Source organism: Streptomyces sp. NBC_01244, from assembly GCF_035987325.1.
Classification (GTDB): domain Bacteria; phylum Actinomycetota; class Actinomycetes; order Streptomycetales; family Streptomycetaceae; genus Streptomyces.
The window spans coordinates 3,113,945-3,131,528 of sequence record NZ_CP108488.1; the positions used below are offsets into that span (position 1 = coordinate 3,113,945).

Here is a 17,584-nt window from a genome sequence, read left to right on the forward strand (position 1 = left end):
GTGGAGGGGACCGTCACATGCGCCTCGGACTCGCACTCGGCTACTGGGGCCGCGGCCCCAATCCGGACCACCTCGACCTCGCCGCCGAAGCCGAGAACCTCGGCTACGACTCCGTGTGGACCGCCGAGGCCTGGGGCTCGGACGCCTTCACCCCGCTCACCTGGATCGCCGCGCACACCTCGCGGATCCGCCTGGGCACGGCCATCGCGCAGATGGCCGCCCGCACCCCGACCGCCACCGCCATGCAGGCCCTGACCCTGGACCACCTGTCCGGCGGCCGGATGATGCTGGGCCTCGGCCTGTCCGGCCCGCAGGTGGTCGAGGGCTGGTACGGGCGCCCCTTCCCCTCCAGCCCCCTGACGGCGACCCGGGAGTACGTGGACGTCATCCGCCAGGTGCTGCGCCGCGAGGCCCCGGTCGCACTGGACGGCCGCTTCCACAGCCACCCGTACCGGGGCGCGGACGGCACCGGCATCGGCAAGCCCCTCAAGCCCATCACCCACCCGCTGCGGGCGGACCTGCCGGTCCTGCTCGGCGCGGAGGGACCGAAGAACATCGCCCAGACCACCCGCATCGCGGACGGCTGGCTCCCCCTCTACTGGTCGCCGACCCGCACGGACGTCTACCAGGCCTCGCTGTCCGAGCTCCCCGAGGGGTTCATGATCGCCCCGATGGCGCGGGCCAAGGTCTGCGACGACGTCTCCGAGGGACTGCTCCCGGTCAAGGCGATGCTGGGCTTCTACATCGGCGGGATGGGGCACGCGGCGCGCAACTTCCACGCCGACCTCATGGGCCGGATGGGCTACGAGGAGGAGGCGCGGCGGATCCAGGAGCTGTTCCTGGCCGGGCGCAAGGAAGAGGCCGTCATGGCCGTCCCGGACGCCTTCGCGGACGAGATCTCCCTGATCGGCCCGCGGGAGCGGATCGCCGAACGCCTGGAGCTGTGGCGCAAGGGCCCGGTGACCGACCTGCTCCTGACCGCCCCCGACCCGCACACCCTGCGGGTCCTGGCGGAGCTGAACAGCTAGGCCGGATCGGCCTGGGGCCGGCTCGTGCCTACCCCGGCTCGTGCCTAGGCCGGCTCCTCCGGGGCCGTTTCCGGGGCGGCCGGCTCCTCCGGGGCTGCTTCCGGGACGGCCTGCCCCAGCGCGGCCAGCAGTTCCCGGAGGTCCAGTGGCATCACGGCGATCTCCATGTCCCCGGCGGCTCCGGCGGATCCGACGGCTCCGGCCCCGCCGTCCTCGAACGCGCAGGTCACGATGCGCGAGCCCGGGTTGATGGAGATGCCCTCCTTCACGGAGGGAACCCGTACGCCGGTGGCCCGGCCGCCGGTCAGGATCACGGGCTCGCCCCGGCCGGGCACCCAGCGGGCCGCGCCCCGGTCCGCGTAGACCCGGCCGCTGCGCCAGCGGCCGGTGCCCGCGGGCCGGCGTGCCATGCACGGGATACCGGGCACGGGCGCGACGGCCCGGCGCCGCAGGTGCTTGCGGCGCATCAGCCAGCCGGTTCCGGCGGCGGCGCCGGCGAGGACCACGTACTCGATCACCGCCCCATTCAAACAGGTGGAACAGGCCGGACCGGAATGCTCCGGTCCGGCCTGTTCCAGGGCGGCGACTTCGGGAGGGCGGCGGCTGCGCTCAGCCGGTCAGCTGCCCGGCGCTCGGGATCTTGTCGGTCACCGTGGCGCCCGCGCTCTTCCCGGCCTCCTTGACGCCGTTGATGACGTCCTCGAAGGCGCCGATGTCGGCGTCGCCCGCCTGGCCCTTGCGCAGCTTGGAGCCGAGTCCCTTGAGGGAGTCGATGCCCGCCGTCAGCGGGCCCACGGCCTTCGACAGCAGCGGGTCGCCCTTGGCGTTCTCGCTGGCCGCCTTCAGCCGGTTGTAGGCGAAGGCGCCCGCGAGGCCCGCCTTGACCAGGGCGAAGGTGCGACCCTTGGTGCCCTTCTTGAACTTGCCGGCCTTGTACGGCTTGATGATCCACTGGTAGGTGGCACCGGCCGCGAGGCCCGCGTTGGCGACGAAGCGGGTCTTGGCGAACTTCTGCTTCTCCTCCGGGCTGCTGGGCGAGGGCGTGGCGGCGGCGGCTTCCGCGTCCTCGGCGGAGGCCGCGGCGTCGGCCTCGGCGAACGCGGCCATGGCCACCGAGACCTCGTCGGCCTGACCGGCGGCGGTCTTGTCGCCACCGCCCGAGCCGCAGGCGGTGGCACCGCCGAGCAGGGCGCAGGACAGGAGGACCGCCGTGAGGGCACGGCGGAAACGGACGGCTGTGGTGGGCAGGGACACGGGTTTCCTCCGGGGACTGAGGCGTCCCCCGCAGCCTCGCCCCGGCCGCCCGACTCCGCTACCCGGGGGACCCGTTCGGGTTTATCCGGCCGGGGAGCGGCCAGAAGCGCGGCATGCCCACACACACGCGAGTGCACACCAGAGGAAGCAGCCAGGCAGGCCGCGCCGTCGCGGTCGTGGCGGACGTCATGGCCTTCGTCATCGGCCTGTGGATCCTGCTGTACCTGCTGGAAGCCAACCAGGGCAACTCCCTGGTGGACTTCATCCACGACGCGGCGAGCTGGCTGGCCGGCTGGTCCTACGACCTGTTCACCTTCGACCGCGACTGGATCCAGGTGGTGGTCGGCTACGGCATCGCGGCCGTCGCCTACCTGGTCATCGGCCACGCCATCGCGGGCCGGCTCTACCGGCGCTGACGGGCCCCGGCCCGTGCCGGTGTCCGTCCCCCGGCCCGTGCCGGGGGACGAGCCGTACTCAGGCGGGCGTCCCGGCGCAGCAGTCCGGTTCCAGTCCGGACGGCAGCGAGAGCCCGCCGAAGACCGTGCCGGTGGCCTCGTCGCCGCCCAGGGCGGCCACCGCGAGGAGCAGCGAGCCCGCCGTCCAGGTGGTCTGTTCCACGGGCCAGACCTCCCGGTCGTCGAAGACGTACCCGGTCCAGTACATGCCGTTGTCGGCCCGCAGGTGGCCGATCGAGCGCAGGATCTCCAGGGCCCGGTCCGACTCCCCCGTCGCCCACAGCGCGAGCACCAGTTCGCAGGACTCCCCGCCGGTCACCCAGGGGTTCGGCAGCACGCACCGTACGCCGAGGCCGGGGACCACGAACTCCTCCCACCGCTCCTCGATCCGGGCCTTCGCCTCCGCGCCGGTCAGCGCCCCGCCGAGGACGGGGTAGTACCAGTCCATGGAGTAGCGGGACTTGTCCAGGAACCGCTCCGGGTGCCGGCGTATCGCGTGCCCGAGGGCGCCCGCGGCCAGTTCCCAGTCGGGCTGCGGATCGCCCCGGTACTCGGCGATGGCCAGCGCGCAGCGCAGTGCCTGGTGGATGGAGGAGGACCCGGTGAGCAGCGCGTCCCGGACGTCCTCGCCGGACGGTTCGCGCTTCCAGCCGATCTCGCCGCCCGGCTGCTGGAGCCGCAGGACGAACTCGACGGCCGCGTACACGGCGGGCCACATCCGGTCGAGGAAGGCCTCGTCGCCGGTGGACAGGTGGTGGTGCCAGACGCCGACGGCGAGGTACGCGACGAAGTTGGTCTCCCGGCTCGCGTCCTGCGGCTCGCGGGTGTCGACCCCGTCCTCGCGGTCGGCGTAGGCCGCGTACCAGGAGCCGTCCTCGTTCTGGTGGCGGACCAGCCAGTCGTAGGCCCGCTCGGCGGCCTCGTGCTCGCCGGCCGCGTCGAGGGCCATCGCGGCCTCGGTGTGGTCCCACGGGTCGAGGTGGTGCCCGCGGAACCAGGGGATGGCCCCGTCGGCGCGCTGCGCGGCGAGGATCCCGGCGACGGTGGCGGCGGCCTGCTCGGCGGTCAGTACGCCGTCCAGGACCAGGTGTTCGGGTGCGGTGCGCCCGGGAGAGCTCACTGCGCGGCGCCCACGGCCTCGGCCCCGGCCGTAGCCCCGGCGGCGTCCACGGGGAGGTGCGGCTTGGTGGCGTAGGCGACGAAGCTCTTGCCGATGACCGGGTTCAGTGCCTGCTCCGCGAGCCGGGTGAGCGCGGGCTTCTTCATGATGTCCCAGACCAGGAGCTTGTGGTACGCCTTGACGGGCAGCGCCTTGTCGTTGTCGACGCCGAAGGCGCACTTGAGCCACCAGTACGGCGAGTGCAGGCCGTGCGCGTGGTGGGTGCCGTACGGCTTGAGGCCCGCGGACTCCATCTTGCCGAGCAGTTCCTCCGCCTTGTAGATGCGGATGTGGCCGCCCTCGACCTCGTGGTAGGCGTCGGAGAGCGCCCAGCAGATCTTTTCGGGGCCGTAGCGCGGCACGGTGATCGCGATGCGTCCGCCGGGCTTCAGGACGCGGACCATCTCGGCGAGGACGCCCTTGTCGTCGGGGATGTGCTCCATCACCTCGGAGATGATGACGACGTCGAAGGACTCGTCGGGGAAGGGCAGCGCGAGGGCGTCGCCCTCCATGGCGGTGGCGGTGGCGCCGGCCGGGGCCTCGCCGGCCTCCTTCATCGCGGCGAACCACTTGGCGACCTCGCGGATCTCCTCGCCGTTGCGGTCGAGGGCGACCACCTGGGCGCCGCGCCGGTAGCACTCGAAGGCGTGCCGGCCTGCGCCGCAGCCCAGATCGAGTACGCGGTCGCCTGCGGCGAGCGGGAACCGGGAGAAATCGACGGTCAGCACGTGGTCCTGCCTTCGCGGTCGCGGGGTGGGGAGGGGAACTGCATCGGACGGAAGGTGGAGGTCACCGGGCGGTACGGGACTGCGGAGCCGCCGCCCGCTCGATGGCGGCGCGGTAGTGGACGACGGTGCCCTCGGCGGCCCTGGCCCAGGTGAAGCGGGACAGCACCCGCTCGCGGCCGGCGGCGCCGAGCCGGGTGCGCAGTTCGCCGTCGCCCAGCAGCCGGCCCAGCGCGGCGGCGAGCGCGCCCGCGTCGCCGGGCGGCACGGCGAGGCAGCTCTCGCCGTCGGGGCCGGTGACCTCGGGAATCGCGCCGCCGGTGGTGGCGACCAGCGGGGTGCCGGTGGCCATGGCCTCGGCGGCCGGGAGCGAGAAGCCCTCGTACAGCGAGGGCACGCAGGCGACCTGGGCGCTGCGGACGAGGTCGACGAGCTCGGTGTCGGTGATGCCCTTGACGAAGCGGACGGCGTCCTGGAGTCCGTACGTCTCGATCGCGCGGGCGACGGGGCCCTGTTCGGCGCGCTTGCCGACGACGACGAGGTGGGCGTCGGGCTGTTCGGTACGGAGCTTGGCGAGGGCCTCGACGAGGTGCACGAGCCCCTTGAGCGGGACGTCGGCGCTCGACGTGGTCACGATCCGTCCGGGCACCTCGGCCACGGATGCGTCGGGTGACCAGAGGTCGGTGTCGGCGCCGATGTGGACGACGTGGATGCGCTCGTCCCGGACGCCGAGGTGCTCGGCGATCTCCTTCTTGGAGGAGCCGGAGACGGTGAGCACGGAGGGCAGGCGGCGGGCCACGCGGCCCTGCATGCGCGTGAACCCGTACCAGCGCCGCACGGAAGCGCGCTTCCTGCGGTCCTTGGCGGCGGCCAGGTCCAGCTCGCGGTCGACGGTGATGGGGTGGTGGATGGTGGTGACCAGCGGGGCGCCGAGGTCGGCCAACAGCCCGTAGCCGAGCGTCTGGTTGTCGTGGATGACGTCGAACTCACCGGCGCGCGCGGCCAGATGCCTGCGTGCTCGCAGCGAGAAGGTCAGCGGCTCGGGGAATCCGCCGGTCCACATGGTCGCGACCTCGACGGCGTCGATCCAGTCGCGGTACTCGTCGCGCCCCGGCGTGCGGAACGGGTCGGGGCTGCGGTAGAGGTCCAGGCTGGGCAGCTCGGTGAGGGTGGCGCCGGCGCCGGTGAGGGCGTCGGTGTCGAGCACCGGGTAGGGCTGCGCGCCGATGACCTCGACACGGTGGCCCAGCTTCACGAGCTCGCGCGCGAGGTGGCGGACGTAGACGCCCTGGCCACCGCAGAACGGGTTCCCCTTATAGGTGAGGAGTGCGATCCGCAACGGGCGGCTTCCGTCGGCGGCCGGACCCGTGAGAGGGCTCGTCACCATGGCCTCTGCGGTCACTCTCGGCCCCCTTCTCCCTGCACTTTCGCCGGAGCGTAACCGCTCGGATAATGTAGAACAAGTTTCAGACTTGATCCGTTGAAGAGCATTGAATCTACCGGCCGGAAACCACACCGTAAGAGGGGTGGCGGGTGATTCGCGCCACGGCTCGGGCGCCTGCCATGCTGGGCGCGCGAGCACCCGGCGACACCCCCGCACACGCATGAACGCCTTGGAACTGGAACGCCTTGGAACCGGAACGGGACAGATGACAGCGGAAGCGAAGGCCGTGACCCCAGCCGTCACCACACCGGCGTCTCCGCCCCTGACGGAGCGCCAGGAGGCACGCCGCAGGAGGATCCTGCACGCCAGCGCCCAGCTCGCGAGCCGCGGCGGCTTCGACGCGGTGCAGATGCGCGAGGTCGCGGAGTCCTCCAGCGTGGCCCTCGGCACCCTCTACCGGTACTTCCCCTCCAAGGTGCACCTGCTCGTCGCGACCATGCAGGACCAGCTCCAGCACATGCACGGAACGCTGCGCAAGCGCCCGCCGGCCGGGGACGAGCCGGCGGCCCGGGTCGCGGAAACCCTGATGCGGGCCTTCCGCGCGCTCCAGCGCGAGCCGCACCTGGCGGACGCGATGGTCCGGGCCCTGACCTTCGCGGACCGCAGCGTGAGCCCGGAGGTCGACACGGTCTCCCGGCTGACGACGGCGATCATCCTGGACGCGATGGGCCTGGACGCCCCGCCGACGGCGGAACAGCTGTCGGCGGTCCGAGTGATCGAGCACACCTGGCACTCGGCCCTGATCACCTGGCTGTCGGGCCGGGCCTCGATCGCCCAGGTGAAGATAGACATCGAAACGGTCTGCCGCCTGATCGACCTCACGGCCCCGCAGCCCCCGGCGGCGGCGCCTGCGGCGCCCTCGGCGCCCCCGAAAAAGTCCTGATCCCGCTGTAGCGGGTGCGCGCACTCCGGCTATCCGTCCGACTCTGCGAACCGCTCCTCGCACTCCGGACTCTCCTTCAACGCGAGCAAGCTGAAGTAGGCCCTGCCGACGGGCATCTTGACCTGGGCACCTCGACCCAGTTGGCCCGCAGGGTCGCCCGGGATTTCTCCGGGGCCAGCATGCCTCCGGCGACCAGGACCCCCACCCCGGCGGCCACCACGGCCAGCACCTTGAGCCGCTTGGCCGTGCTGCTCTTGCCGGAGCCGGCGGACTGCACGCCTCCTGTGTCCGGTTCGGTCGGTTCGGCCGGTTCGGATACTTCGGACACTTCGGACACAGGCGTCCCGTTGTTCTCGCTCATGCTCATCCCGCCCCTTGCGAAGCCGCCGGGCGAGGTTCGGCCCGACGGCGGTCGCAGGAGTGTCCACACGCTGCCGGATGTGGAGCGGGGGTCGGGGCCGCTCCACGGGCCCCGGCCCCCCGGCGACCCCCTCAGTCCTCCGGAGGGAACACCGCCTCGCCGCTGCCCAGCAGGGTGATCGCGATCGCCTCGACCGGACACCCCTCCGCCGCCGCGAGCACCGGCTCGCTCGCGTCCGTGTCCGCGACCCGCGGATGCGACTGCCGCGCCGAGTCGAGGGCGAAGCCCTCCGGGGCGTGGTTCACGCACATCCCCGAGCCGATGCAGACCCCCCGGTCCACCTCGACGTGCCACCGGTCACCCATCACGCACCGGCCGCGGGGGGTACGTACCCTGCCGGGAGGTGGATCATCTTGTGCTCCAGGTACTCGCTCAGCCCCTCCGGGCCGAACTCCCGCCCGACGCCGCTGTTCTTGTAGCCGCCGAACGGCCCGAGCATGTCCAGGCTGAAGGTGTTCACGTTGAAGGTGCCCGTCCGCACCTGCCGCGCGAAGTCGATGCCGTGCTCGACGTCACCGGTCCAGACGCTGCCGCTGAGCCCGAACTCCGAGTCGTTGGCGACCCTCAGGGCCTCCGCCTCGTCCCCGTACGGGATCAGGCAGACGACCGGGCCGAAGATCTCCTCACGGGCGATCCGCATCGAGTTGTCGACGTCGCCGAAGAGGGTCGGCTCCACGTACCAGCCCTGGTCCAGGCCCTGTCCCGCCGGACGTCCGCCGCCGGACAGCACCTTGGCGCCCTCCTCCTGACCGATCCGGATGAAGTCGAGCGAGCGCTGCTGCTGCCGCCTTGCCACCAGCGGGCCGAGCTGCGTCGCGGGGTCCAGCGGGTCGCCGACCACCAGCGCCGAGGCCGCGGCGGCGAGCGCCTCGGCGATCTCCTCGTAGCGGCTGCGCGGGGCGAGGACGCGGGTCTGGGCCACGCAGGCCTGGCCGTTGTTCATCCAGGCCGCGGGGACGATGCCGGCGATGGCGGTGTCGAGGTCGGCGTCCGGGAGGATGACGGCCGCGGACTTGCCGCCGAGTTCGAGGGTCACGCGGGTGAGGTTCTTCGAGGCGACCTCCATGACCCGCCGGCCGGCGGGCACGGAGCCGGTAAAGGCGACCTTGTCCACGTCCGGGTGGCCGACGAGGTACTCGCTGACCTCTCGGTCGGCGGGCAGGATCGACAGCACGCCCTCGGGCAGTCCGGCCTCGCGGGCGATGTCGGCGAGGATGTAGGAGTCGAGGACCGCCTCCGGGGACGGCTTGAGGATCACCGTGCAGCCGGTGAGCAGCGCGGGCGCCAGCTTGGCGGCGGCCACGAACTGCGGGACGTTCCACGGGATGACGGCGGCGACCACGCCGACGGCCTCGCGCCGGACGAGGATCGGGCCGAGGACGCCCTGGCGGAACTCCTCGTAGGGGTAGGCGCGGGCCACGGTGATCGCGGCGTCGTAGACCATCATCGGGCCGAGGGCCTGGGCGAGGATGCTCCAGGAGTACGGGGACCCGTTCTGGGAGCTGATCGAGCGGGCGATCTCCTCGTGGCGGACGGCTATGGCGTCCTTGATCCGGGTGACGACGGCGATCCGCTCTTCGAGCGTGGTGCGCGGCCAGGGGCCCTCGTCGAAGGCCTTGCGGGCCACGGCGACGGCCCGGTCGACGTCCGCCTTCGAGGCGTGCGGGACGCTGCCGATGACCTGCCCGGTGTGGGGCGAAACGACCTTGATCGTGTCGGAGCCCAGCGGATCCGTCCACTCACCGCCGATGAACAGTTTTCCGTGTTCCACGAGCTCGGTCATGGCTGATGCCTCCTGCGGCTTGGCGTTCCAGAACTGATACCAGTTCTAGTTCTAGGAGTCCACGGCGCTGACCGAACCGCCCGCGCATCGGTTCACCCGACACCCCGAAGATCCAACGACTAGTCAGGAGCCCGCAAAAATGGTCGACTTGGGCGACTATTGCAACACGTTCCTGTTAGAGCCCGTAAGAGCGGAGCCCCTCATGGCAGAGGACACCCCGGACGTGGCACCTCACGTCACCGATCACGGCGGCGGCGTGTGGGGCATCAAGGTCCCCATCCCCGACAATCCGCTCGGCCACACCCTCGTCCACGTCCTCGACACCGACCGCGGCCCGGTCCTCATCGACACCGGCTGGGACGACCCCGCGTCCTGGGACACCCTCGTCGCCGGCCTCGCCGCCCTCTCCATCGCCGTCGCCGACGTGCACGGCGTGGTCATCACCCACCACCACCCCGACCACCACGGCCTGTCCGGCCAGGTCCGCGAGGCTTCCGGCGCCTGGATCGCCATGCACGCCGCCGACAGCGAGATCGTGGTGCGGACCCGGGCCTCCGAACCCGGCGTCTGGTTCGACTACATGAGCGAGAAGCTGGCCACCTCCGGAGCCCCCGAGGAGCACATCGCCCCGCTGCGCGCCGCCCGCGCGAGCGGCCGCATGAGCACCCTCCCGGGGCTGCGGGCCGCCGTCCCCGACCGGGAGATCGTGCCCGCCGAGCTGCTGCCGCTGGCCGGCCGCCGGCTGCGGGCGATCTGGACCCCGGGGCACACCCCCGGCCACGTCTGCCTGCACCTGGAGGAGAAGCATCCGGCGAACCTGCCCGGCAACGGCCGCCTCTTCTCCGGGGACCACCTACTGCCCGGGATCTCCCCGCACATCGGCCTCTACGAGGACCCCTCCTCCGAGCGGATCACCGACCCCCTCGGCGACTACCTCGACTCCCTCGAACGCATCGGCCGCCTCCGGCCCGCCGAGGTGCTCCCGGCCCACCAGCACGCGTTCACCGACGCCCCGGCCCGCGTACGGGAACTCCTGGACCACCACGAGGAGCGGCTGACCGGGCTGCGCGAACTGCTCGCCGCCGAGCCGCTGACCCCGTGGGCGCTGGCGGAGCGGATGGAGTGGAACCGGCCCTGGGAGCAGATCCCGTACGGCTCCCGCAACATCGCCGTCTCCGAAGCGGAGGCCCACCTGCGGCGCCTGGTGAAGCAGGGCCGCGCGGAGGCGGTACCGGGCACCGACCCCGTGACGTACCGCGCCGTGTAAGGGGCGCCGGTGGGCGGCGCCACCCGGTACCGGAGCTACGGGCCGGTAGAGTATGGGCGTCGTCCACACTTCCGTACGGGGGGAAGCCGGTGCGAATCCGGCGCTGACCCGCAACCGTGACCCTCCCCGGCAGCACCGGGGCGGGGAGCCGGATTGCCCCGTGCCGGAGGTGCGCGGCTCGTGCCGCCGGGTCCTCCGGCGGCCGGCACCGTCGAGGTAAACGGAGCCGGAGCCCGGTGCCAGCCCCCGCCGCTGTGCTGCCTGCCTCCGGGTCCCCAGCACGAGAGGCACCCGCCCCGCCATGAACGTCCGCCGCAGCGCCGCCACGCTCGCCGTCTCCGCCGTGCTCTGCGTGGGCACGGCCCCCGCGGCCCTCGCCGATGTCGCCACGCCGTCCCCGGCGCCCGTCATCCCCTCCGGGCTCTACGGCAAGAACGACCCGACGTACGACGGGGTGTGGCGGCAGTCCTTCGCGCTGCTCGCCCAGCACACGGTCGGCGTGAAGCCCGCACAGGCGGCCGTGGACTGGCTCGTCGGCCAGCAGTGCGCCGACGGCGGCTACGCCTCCTTCCGCGCGGACACGGCAGCCGCGTGCGACGCGAAGACGATGCTCGACACGAACGCCACCGCCGTGGCCGTGCAGGCGCTGAAGGCGCTCGGCGGCCAGGACGCGGCGGTGAAGAAGGGCGTGGACTGGCTGAAGTCCGTCCAGAACGCGGACGGCGGCTGGGCCTACGTCCCCGGCTCCCCGAGCGAGGCCAGCTCCACCTCCGTGGTGATCAGCGCGCTGGCGGCGGCGGGCGAGAAGCCGGCCGAGGTCAAGTCCAAGACCGGCAAGTCCGCGTACGAGGGGCTGCTCGCCTTCCAGCTCGGCTGCTCGGCCGAGCCGGCCGCCGACCGGGGTGCCTTCGCCTACCAGCCGACGGCCGACGGCAAGCTCCCCGCCAACGCCGACGCGACGGCCGCCGCCGTACTGGCGGGCCTCGGCAAGGGCGCGCTCCTCTCCCCCTCCTCCTCTCCTACGGACACCCCCGCGGCCGCGCTCGCCTGCCCGGCGACCGCCGGTGACCCGGCGGCGGCGGCCCAGGGCGCGGCCGGATACCTGGCCGAGGCCCTGAAGAAGGACGGCCACCTCACGGCCCTCACCCCGGGCGCCGACCAGCCGACCCCGGACACCGGCAACACCGCCGACGCGGTGATCGCCCTGGCCGCGGCCGGACACAAGCAGTCCGCGGCGGGCGCCCTGGAGTGGCTGAAGACCAACTCCGCCGAATGGTCCAAGGGCAGCCCGGCCGCCCTGGGCACCCTGGTCCTTGCCGCGCACGCGACGGGCACCGACCCGAAGGCCTTCGGCGGCACCGACCTGGTCGCGGCGCTGAACGCGACGGGCCCGGCGCCGCAGAGCGCCTCCGCGAAGGCGTCCGACCAGCCGGCGGAGAAGAAGGACGAGAAGAAGGAGAAGGACTCCGGCAGCAACGTCTGGTGGATGATCCTCGCGGGCGCCGCGGCCGGCATGGGCATCGGCATCGTGCTGAGCGGCCGCCGGAAGCGGAACCAGCTCTGATGCGCCGCCGCAGCCGTCCGGCTCTGCCGGTCTTCGTCCTCGGTGTCATCCTGACGGTGCTGGCCGCCTCCCCCGCCCTGGCCTCGACCTACCGCTACTGGTCGTTCTGGGACGGCGCGGGCGGCACGTGGGCGTACGCCACCCAGGGCCCCTCCTCGCTGCGCCCGGCGGACGGCTCCGTGCAGGGCTTCCACTTCGTGGTGAGCAAGGACGCCGCCGATCAGGCCGCCCCGCCGCGCGCGGACGCCGACTTCGCGGCCATCTGCTCGGCCACCGCCCCGGTGGCGGGCAAGAAGCGGATCGCCCTGGTCATCGACTTCGGCACGCCCGCCGAAGCCCAGGCGGGCGAGACCCCGCCGCAGGAGGCTCCGCGTACGGCGTGCGCGCAGGTCGGCCCGGACGCCACGACGGCCGAAGCACTGGCCGAGGTGGCCAAGCCGCTGCGCTACAACAGCGCGGCGCTGCTGTGCGCCATCTCGGGCTACCCGAAGCAGGGCTGCGGCGAACCCATCGCGGACACCGCGGCCGCTCCCGCAGCGGACGAGCCCGCCGCCGACTCCGACAGCGGGGGCCCGTCGGCGGGCCTCCTCGCGGGCCTCGCGGCGGTGGCCGCCCTGGGCGCAGCCGCCTTCTGGCAGTCCCGCCGCCGCCGCACCCGATGACGGGCGGCCCCAAGGAGAACGGCGGGGCGGGCGCCGACGGCGATCTGCCACCCACCAGGGCCACCCGCACCCGCCCGTCGACCCGCACGGGTGGTGCGGGTGGGAACCCCGCCCGGCCGCAGGCCGGGCGCACGCCCCACGGAGCGGCGGGCGACGTCCTCACCCCGACCCACCCGGACGCCCCCGACAGGGCAACCGGCACCCAGCACGTGCCGACGTACAAGAAGAAATGGCAGGCCCCCGAGGCCACGCGTGGCAACGCCCTGCACGCGGGTGCCTGGTGGCTCTGGGCCCTCGGGCTCGCCACCGCCGCCTCCCGCACCACCAACCCGCTCCTCCTCGGCCTGATCGTCGGCGTCGCCGGGTACGTGGTCGCGGCCCGCCGTACCGATGCCCCCTGGGCGCGTTCCTACGGGGCGTTCGTCAAGCTCGGGCTCTTCGTCATCGGCCTGCGCCTCGTCTTCTCCATGCTGCTCGGCTCCCCCATCCCCGGCGTGCACACCCTCTTCACCCTCCCGGAGGTCCCGCTCCCGGACTGGACGCGGGGCATCCGGCTCGGTGGCCGGGTCACCGCCGAGCAGCTCGTCTTCGCCTTCTACGACGGTGCGAAGCTGGCCACGCTCCTGATCTGCGTCGGCGCCGCCAATGCTCTCGCGAATCCGGCGCGGCTGCTGAAGTCCCTGCCCGCGGCCCTGTACGAGGTCGGCGTCGCCGTGGTCGTCGCGATGACCTTCGCGCCGAACATGGTCGCGGACGTGGTGCGCCTGCGTACGGCCCGTCGCCTGCGCGGCCGCCCCACCGGCGGGATCAAGGCGATCCTCCAGATCGGCCTGCCGGTGCTGGAGGGCGCGCTGGAACGCTCGGTGGCCATCGCCGCCTCGATGGACGCCCGCGGCTACGGTCGCACCGCACACGTTCCCGCCGCCGTCCGGCACACCACCAACGTGCTCACCCTCGGCGGGCTGCTCGGCATCTGCGCCGGCACGTACGGGCTGCTGGCGGCGGAGGGCGCCGGATACGGCCTCACCCTCCTCCTCTTCTCCCTCCTCCTGGCCCTGGCCGGGCTGCGGCTCGGCGGCCGCCGGTCGATCCGGACCCGGTACCGGCCGGACCGGTGGGGCGTACGGGCCTGGCTGGTCGCCGGGTCGGGCGCGGCGGTGGCGGCGCTGCTGATCCGGGCCGCGTCCCTGGACCCGGAGGCCCTGCGCCCCGGCGTCGTCCCCCTCGTCGTCCCGACCCTCCCGCTCTGGCCGGCCGCGGCGATCCTGATCGGCCTCCTCCCGGCGCTGGTGGCCCCACTACCGAAGGAGGCATAGGCCCCCGTGATCCACTTCGAAGACGTATCGGTGACGTACGAGGGCGCGGCCGCCCCCTCCCTCGCGCACGCCGATTTCACGCTCCCGGAAGGCGAGCTGACCCTCCTGGTCGGCCCCTCCGGCGTCGGCAAGTCCACCCTGCTCGGCGCGGTCTCGGGCCTGGTCCCGCACTTCACCGGGGGCACCCTGAAGGGCCGGGTCACGGTCGCGGGCCGCGACACGCGCACGCACAAGCCGCGGGAGCTCGCGGACGTGGTGGGAACGGTCGGCCAGGACCCGCTGGCCCACTTCGTGACGGACGTCGTCGAGGACGAGCTCGCCTACGGCATGGAGTCCCTGGGTCTGCCGCCCTCCGTCATGCGCCGCCGCGTCGAGGAGACCCTCGACCTCCTCGGCCTGAACGACCTCCGCGACCGCCCCATCGCCACCCTGTCGGGAGGCCAGCAGCAGCGGGTGGCCATCGGTTCGGTCCTGACCCCGCACCCCCGCGTCCTGGTCCTGGACGAGCCGACATCGGCCCTCGACCCGGCGGCGGCGGAAGAGGTCCTGGCCGTCCTGCAACGCCTGGTCCACGACCTGGGCACGACCGTCCTGATGGCGGAACACCGCCTGGAACGGGTCGTCCAGTACGCCGACCGCGTCCTGCTCCTCCCCAACCCGGGCGCACCCCCCGTCCTGGGCACCCCCTCCGACATCATGGCCATCTCCCCGGTCCACCCCCCGGTGGTAGCCCTGGGCCGCCTCGCACACTGGTCCCCCCTCCCCCTCTCCATCCGCGACGCCCGCCGCCAAGCCACCCCCCTCCTCACCCGCCTGTCCACCACCACCCCACCCCGGACATCCCCCGGGGCGGGGCCCGGGCCGGGGGCGGGCACGAGGGCGGAGCCCTTGGCCGCGCCCGGAACGGCCCCCCGCAACGGGTCCGGTGCGGAGCCCCATGCCGGTGCCGGTGCGGAGCCCGTGGTCTGGGCCGGAGCGCAGCCGCCGGCTGAGGCCGGGGCGCAGCCCCAGGCCGCGCCCGGAACGGGGCCCGGGGCGGAGCCCCATGCCGGTGCCGGTGCGGAGCCCGTGGTCTGGGCCGGGGCACAGCCCCAGGCCGGGTCCGGGGCGCAGCCTCCGGCTGAGACCGGAGCGCAGCCCCCGGCCGCGCCCGGAACGGGGTCCGGGGCGGAGCCCCATGCCGGTGCCGAGGCGGAGCCCGTGGTCTGGACCGGGGCGCACCCGCCGGCCGAGGCCGGGGCGCAGTCCCACGCGGCCCCCGGCACGGGCCCCCGTACCGGGTCTGGTGCACAGCCCCAGGCCGGGTCCGGGGCGCAGCCTTCGGCTGAGGCCGGAGCGCAGCCCGAGGACGCGCCCGGAGCAGGCCCCCTCACCGGTACCGGGGCGCAGCCTCCGGCCGGGTCCGGGGCGCAGCCCCGCAAGGGGTCCGGGGCGCAGCCCCGGGGAACGGGCGAAGGGTGGGTAGGGGACGGCCGCCCGCAGGGCCCCCGCTCCGACACCGGCCCCGCACGCCGCCCCGGCCTGCTCGCCCGGCTGCGCCACCGCGGCCTCCGCACCCCTCAGCCGGCCCCGACCGGGGCGAGCAGGGCGCCGGGGGCCACCCCGGCCACGGTCACGGCCGTCTCCCTCCGCCGCGGCCGCGCCGAAGTCCTCCGCGACATCACCCTCACCGTGTCGCACGGCGAGACCATCGCCCTGATGGGCCGCAACGGCGCAGGAAAGTCCACCCTCCTCGCCACCCTCATCGGCACGCTGGAGCCCACCACCGGCCAGGTGACGGTGAGCGGCCGCACCCCCCACCGCACGCCGCCCCCCGAGATGGTGACCCGCGTCGGCCTGGTCCCCCAGGAGCCCCGCGACCTCCTCTACGCCGACACCGTCGCGGCCGAGTGCACCGCCGCCGACCACGACGCCGGCCAGGCGCCCGGCACCTGCCGTGCCCTCGTCGCCGCGCTGCTGCCCGACGTCCCCGACGACACCCACCCGCGCGACCTCTCCGAGGGCCAGCGCCTGGCCCTCGCCCTGGCGCTGGTCCTGACCGGCCGACCGGCCCTGCTGCTCCTCGACGAGCCGACGCGCGGGCTGGACTACGCCGCCAAGGCCCGCCTCGTGGAGATCCTGCGCGGGCTCGCCGCCGAGGGCCACGCCATCATCCTGGCCACCCACGACGTGGAGCTCGCCGCAGAACTGGCCCACCGCGTGGTGATCCTGGCCGGCGGCGAGATCGTCGCGGACGGCCCGACCGCCGAGGTCGTCGTCTCCTCCCCCGCCTTCGCCCCGCAGGTGGCCAAGATCCTGGCCCCGGGCCACTGGCTCACGGTCTCCCAGGTCGCGGCGGCCCTCTCCGCCCGGGCGGACTCATGACCACCCCGACCCCGGCCACCCCGACCCCGGCCACCCCCACCCCGGCCACCCCCACCCCGGCTCCCACCCCGTCCGCCCCGGCCGCCCAGGCCTCCCACCCCCGTTCCCGCCCCCTCCGCATCGGCCCCCGCGCCGCCGCCGCCCTGGTCCTCGTCACCCTGATCGGTCTCGCCGCCTTCGGCTGGCCGCTCCTCGCCGACCGCCAGTCCGGCTTCGCGCACGCCCAGGACGCCCCCTGGCTCTTCGCGGCCCTGCTCCCGCTCCTCGTCGGGGTGGTCGTCGCGACCATCACCGACGACGGAATGGACGCCAAGGCCGTCGCCATGCTCGGCGTACTGGCCGCGGTCGGGGCCGCACTGCGCCCCCTCGGCGCCGGTACGGCCGGGCTGGAGCCCATGTTCTTCCTGATGGTGCTGAGCGGCCGCGTCCTCGGCCCGGGCTTCGGCTTCGTCCTGGGCGCGGTCACGATGTTCGCGTCGGCCCTACTCACGGGCGGAGTCGGGCCGTGGATGCCGTTCCAGATGCTGGCCATGGGCTGGTTCTCGCTGGGCGCCGGGCTACTGCCTGGGCCGGACCGGATCCGCGGGCGGGCCGAGCTGGCGATGCTCGCGCTGTACGGGTTCCTCGGCTCGTTCGCGTACGGCACGATCATGAACCTTCAGGGCTGGGTGATCATTCAGAGCATGGACCAGGGCATCTCCTTCCACCCCGGGGAGCCGGTCCCGGCGAACCTCGCGCGCTTCCTCTTGTACTGCCTGGCTACCTCGATGGGCTGGGACCTGGGCCGGGCCGCGCTGACCGTCGTACTCACCCTCACGCTCGGCGCGACCCTGCTGAAGGCGTTGCGGCGGGCGACCCGGAAAGCGGCGTTCGACGCGCCCGTGGCCTTCGATCCGCGGGTCACGAATCCCCCCAAACCTTCCCCTGAAAGGCATACGGGCAGCCACGGAGCGTAAGATCCGGACCGTCCGCCGGTGACCCGCCCCACAGGACCTAGGTCACATACGAACCGGGATAGTAGTCCTTGAATGGCCCGCGCCCACCCCCGCACACGGCCCCCCACCAGCGGTGATGCCCACCCGCCCCGAGAGGGGCCGTTGCGCCCCGGCTGCGAGGGCCACTAGTAAGAGGGGTCGTTGCCAGGCGCGCTCTACCCCCGTAGAACTGGATGAGTCGCAGGGCGGACGGAGATCCCCCGGGTTCACCCCGGTTCTCCCGCTCCCGCCGATGAACCCCTCTCTTTCACGTGAGTGGCCCAT

17 protein-coding genes are annotated in these 17,584 nt (G+C 73.6%); 9 read left to right on the plus strand and 8 right to left on the minus strand.

From position 1 onward, the window contains the following. The first annotated feature begins 17 nt into the window (after positions 1 to 17). Positions 18 to 1,028, plus strand: a complete 1,011-nt coding sequence (locus tag OG247_RS13775) for an LLM class F420-dependent oxidoreductase (protein WP_327252524.1) — start codon at positions 18 to 20, stop codon at positions 1,026 to 1,028. 44 nt (positions 1,029 to 1,072) lie between these two features. Here OG247_RS13775 and OG247_RS13780 read toward each other — a convergent pair whose 3' ends face one another. After that, complete coding sequence (locus OG247_RS13780; protein WP_327252525.1) at positions 1,073 to 1,546, minus strand: hypothetical protein; 474 nt, start codon at positions 1,544 to 1,546, stop codon at positions 1,073 to 1,075. A 91-nt stretch (positions 1,547 to 1,637) separates the two neighbouring features. After that, the gene (locus OG247_RS13785) at positions 1,638 to 2,282 is read right to left on the minus strand and encodes a hypothetical protein (protein WP_442813277.1); all 645 of its coding nucleotides are present in this window, start codon (positions 2,280 to 2,282) and stop codon (positions 1,638 to 1,640) included. A gap of 113 nt (positions 2,283 to 2,395) precedes the next feature. Between OG247_RS13785 and OG247_RS13790 the strand changes: the two genes are divergently transcribed. Then, a complete protein-coding gene (locus tag OG247_RS13790) occupies positions 2,396 to 2,698 on the plus strand; it encodes a hypothetical protein (RefSeq protein ID WP_327252526.1) in 303 nt (100 codons plus the stop codon). A gap of 58 nt (positions 2,699 to 2,756) precedes the next feature. On the opposite strand, the gene OG247_RS13795 is transcribed toward OG247_RS13790, so the two are convergent. From OG247_RS13795 to OG247_RS13805, 3 genes are all read right to left on the minus strand, one after another. Further along, positions 2,757 to 3,857 carry a prenyltransferase/squalene oxidase repeat-containing protein gene (locus OG247_RS13795; RefSeq protein ID WP_327252527.1) on the minus strand — a complete coding sequence of 367 codons (1,101 nt, stop codon included), beginning with the start codon at positions 3,855 to 3,857 and terminating at the stop codon, positions 2,757 to 2,759. Then, positions 3,854 to 4,624, minus strand: coding sequence for a class I SAM-dependent methyltransferase (locus OG247_RS13800; protein ID WP_327252528.1), 771 nt, complete (start codon positions 4,622 to 4,624; stop codon positions 3,854 to 3,856). The genes OG247_RS13795 and OG247_RS13800 overlap by 4 nt, the downstream gene beginning before the upstream one ends. Positions 4,625 to 4,685: 61 nt before the next feature. Beyond that, positions 4,686 to 6,023 carry a glycosyltransferase family 4 protein gene (locus OG247_RS13805; RefSeq protein WP_327252529.1) on the minus strand — a complete coding sequence of 446 codons (1,338 nt, stop codon included), beginning with the start codon at positions 6,021 to 6,023 and terminating at the stop codon, positions 4,686 to 4,688. A gap of 247 nt (positions 6,024 to 6,270) precedes the next feature. On the opposite strand from OG247_RS13805, the gene OG247_RS13810 reads away from it, so the two are divergent. Continuing rightward, positions 6,271 to 6,948: a TetR family transcriptional regulator gene (locus OG247_RS13810; protein WP_327252530.1), complete on the plus strand. Its 678-nt coding sequence runs from the start codon at positions 6,271 to 6,273 to the stop codon at positions 6,946 to 6,948. 76 nt (positions 6,949 to 7,024) lie between these two features. Here the strand turns inward: OG247_RS13810 and OG247_RS13815 are convergent, their stop codons facing one another. From OG247_RS13815 to OG247_RS13825, 3 genes are all read right to left on the minus strand, one after another. Then, positions 7,025 to 7,309: a hypothetical protein gene (locus tag OG247_RS13815; protein WP_327252531.1), complete on the minus strand. Its 285-nt coding sequence runs from the start codon at positions 7,307 to 7,309 to the stop codon at positions 7,025 to 7,027. A gap of 131 nt (positions 7,310 to 7,440) precedes the next feature. Then, entirely contained in the window at positions 7,441 to 7,674 is a 234-nt protein-coding gene (locus OG247_RS13820; protein ID WP_327252532.1) for a ferredoxin, read from the minus strand. Next, positions 7,674 to 9,152, minus strand: coding sequence for an aldehyde dehydrogenase (locus tag OG247_RS13825; protein ID WP_327252533.1), 1,479 nt, complete (start codon positions 9,150 to 9,152; stop codon positions 7,674 to 7,676). Before OG247_RS13825 ends, OG247_RS13820 begins: the two co-directional genes overlap by 1 nt. Before the next feature lie 202 nt (positions 9,153 to 9,354). Between OG247_RS13825 and OG247_RS13830 the strand changes: the two genes are divergently transcribed. The 6 genes from OG247_RS13830 (at position 9,355) to OG247_RS13855 (ending at position 17,281) form a co-directional block, all read left to right on the plus strand. Further along, a complete protein-coding gene (locus tag OG247_RS13830; protein WP_327252534.1) occupies positions 9,355 to 10,419 on the plus strand; it encodes an MBL fold metallo-hydrolase in 1,065 nt (354 codons plus the stop codon). Between the two features lie 301 nt (positions 10,420 to 10,720). Then, positions 10,721 to 11,983: a prenyltransferase/squalene oxidase repeat-containing protein gene (locus OG247_RS13835; RefSeq protein WP_327252535.1), complete on the plus strand. Its 1,263-nt coding sequence runs from the start codon at positions 10,721 to 10,723 to the stop codon at positions 11,981 to 11,983. Next, on the plus strand, positions 11,983 to 12,645 hold the full coding sequence (locus OG247_RS13840) for an SCO2322 family protein (protein WP_327252536.1): 663 nt from the start codon (positions 11,983 to 11,985) through the stop codon (positions 12,643 to 12,645). Before OG247_RS13835 ends, OG247_RS13840 begins: the two co-directional genes overlap by 1 nt. Then, the gene (locus OG247_RS13845; RefSeq protein ID WP_327252537.1) at positions 12,642 to 13,961 is read left to right on the plus strand and encodes an energy-coupling factor transporter transmembrane component T; all 1,320 of its coding nucleotides are present in this window, start codon (positions 12,642 to 12,644) and stop codon (positions 13,959 to 13,961) included. The genes OG247_RS13840 and OG247_RS13845 overlap by 4 nt, the downstream gene beginning before the upstream one ends. A gap of 6 nt (positions 13,962 to 13,967) precedes the next feature. After that, positions 13,968 to 16,325 carry an ATP-binding cassette domain-containing protein gene (locus OG247_RS13850; protein WP_327252538.1) on the plus strand — a complete coding sequence of 786 codons (2,358 nt, stop codon included), beginning with the start codon at positions 13,968 to 13,970 and terminating at the stop codon, positions 16,323 to 16,325. Continuing rightward, a complete protein-coding gene (locus tag OG247_RS13855) occupies positions 16,322 to 17,281 on the plus strand; it encodes an ECF transporter S component (protein WP_327252539.1) in 960 nt (319 codons plus the stop codon). The genes OG247_RS13850 and OG247_RS13855 overlap by 4 nt, the downstream gene beginning before the upstream one ends. Positions 17,282 to 17,584 lie beyond the last annotated feature (303 nt).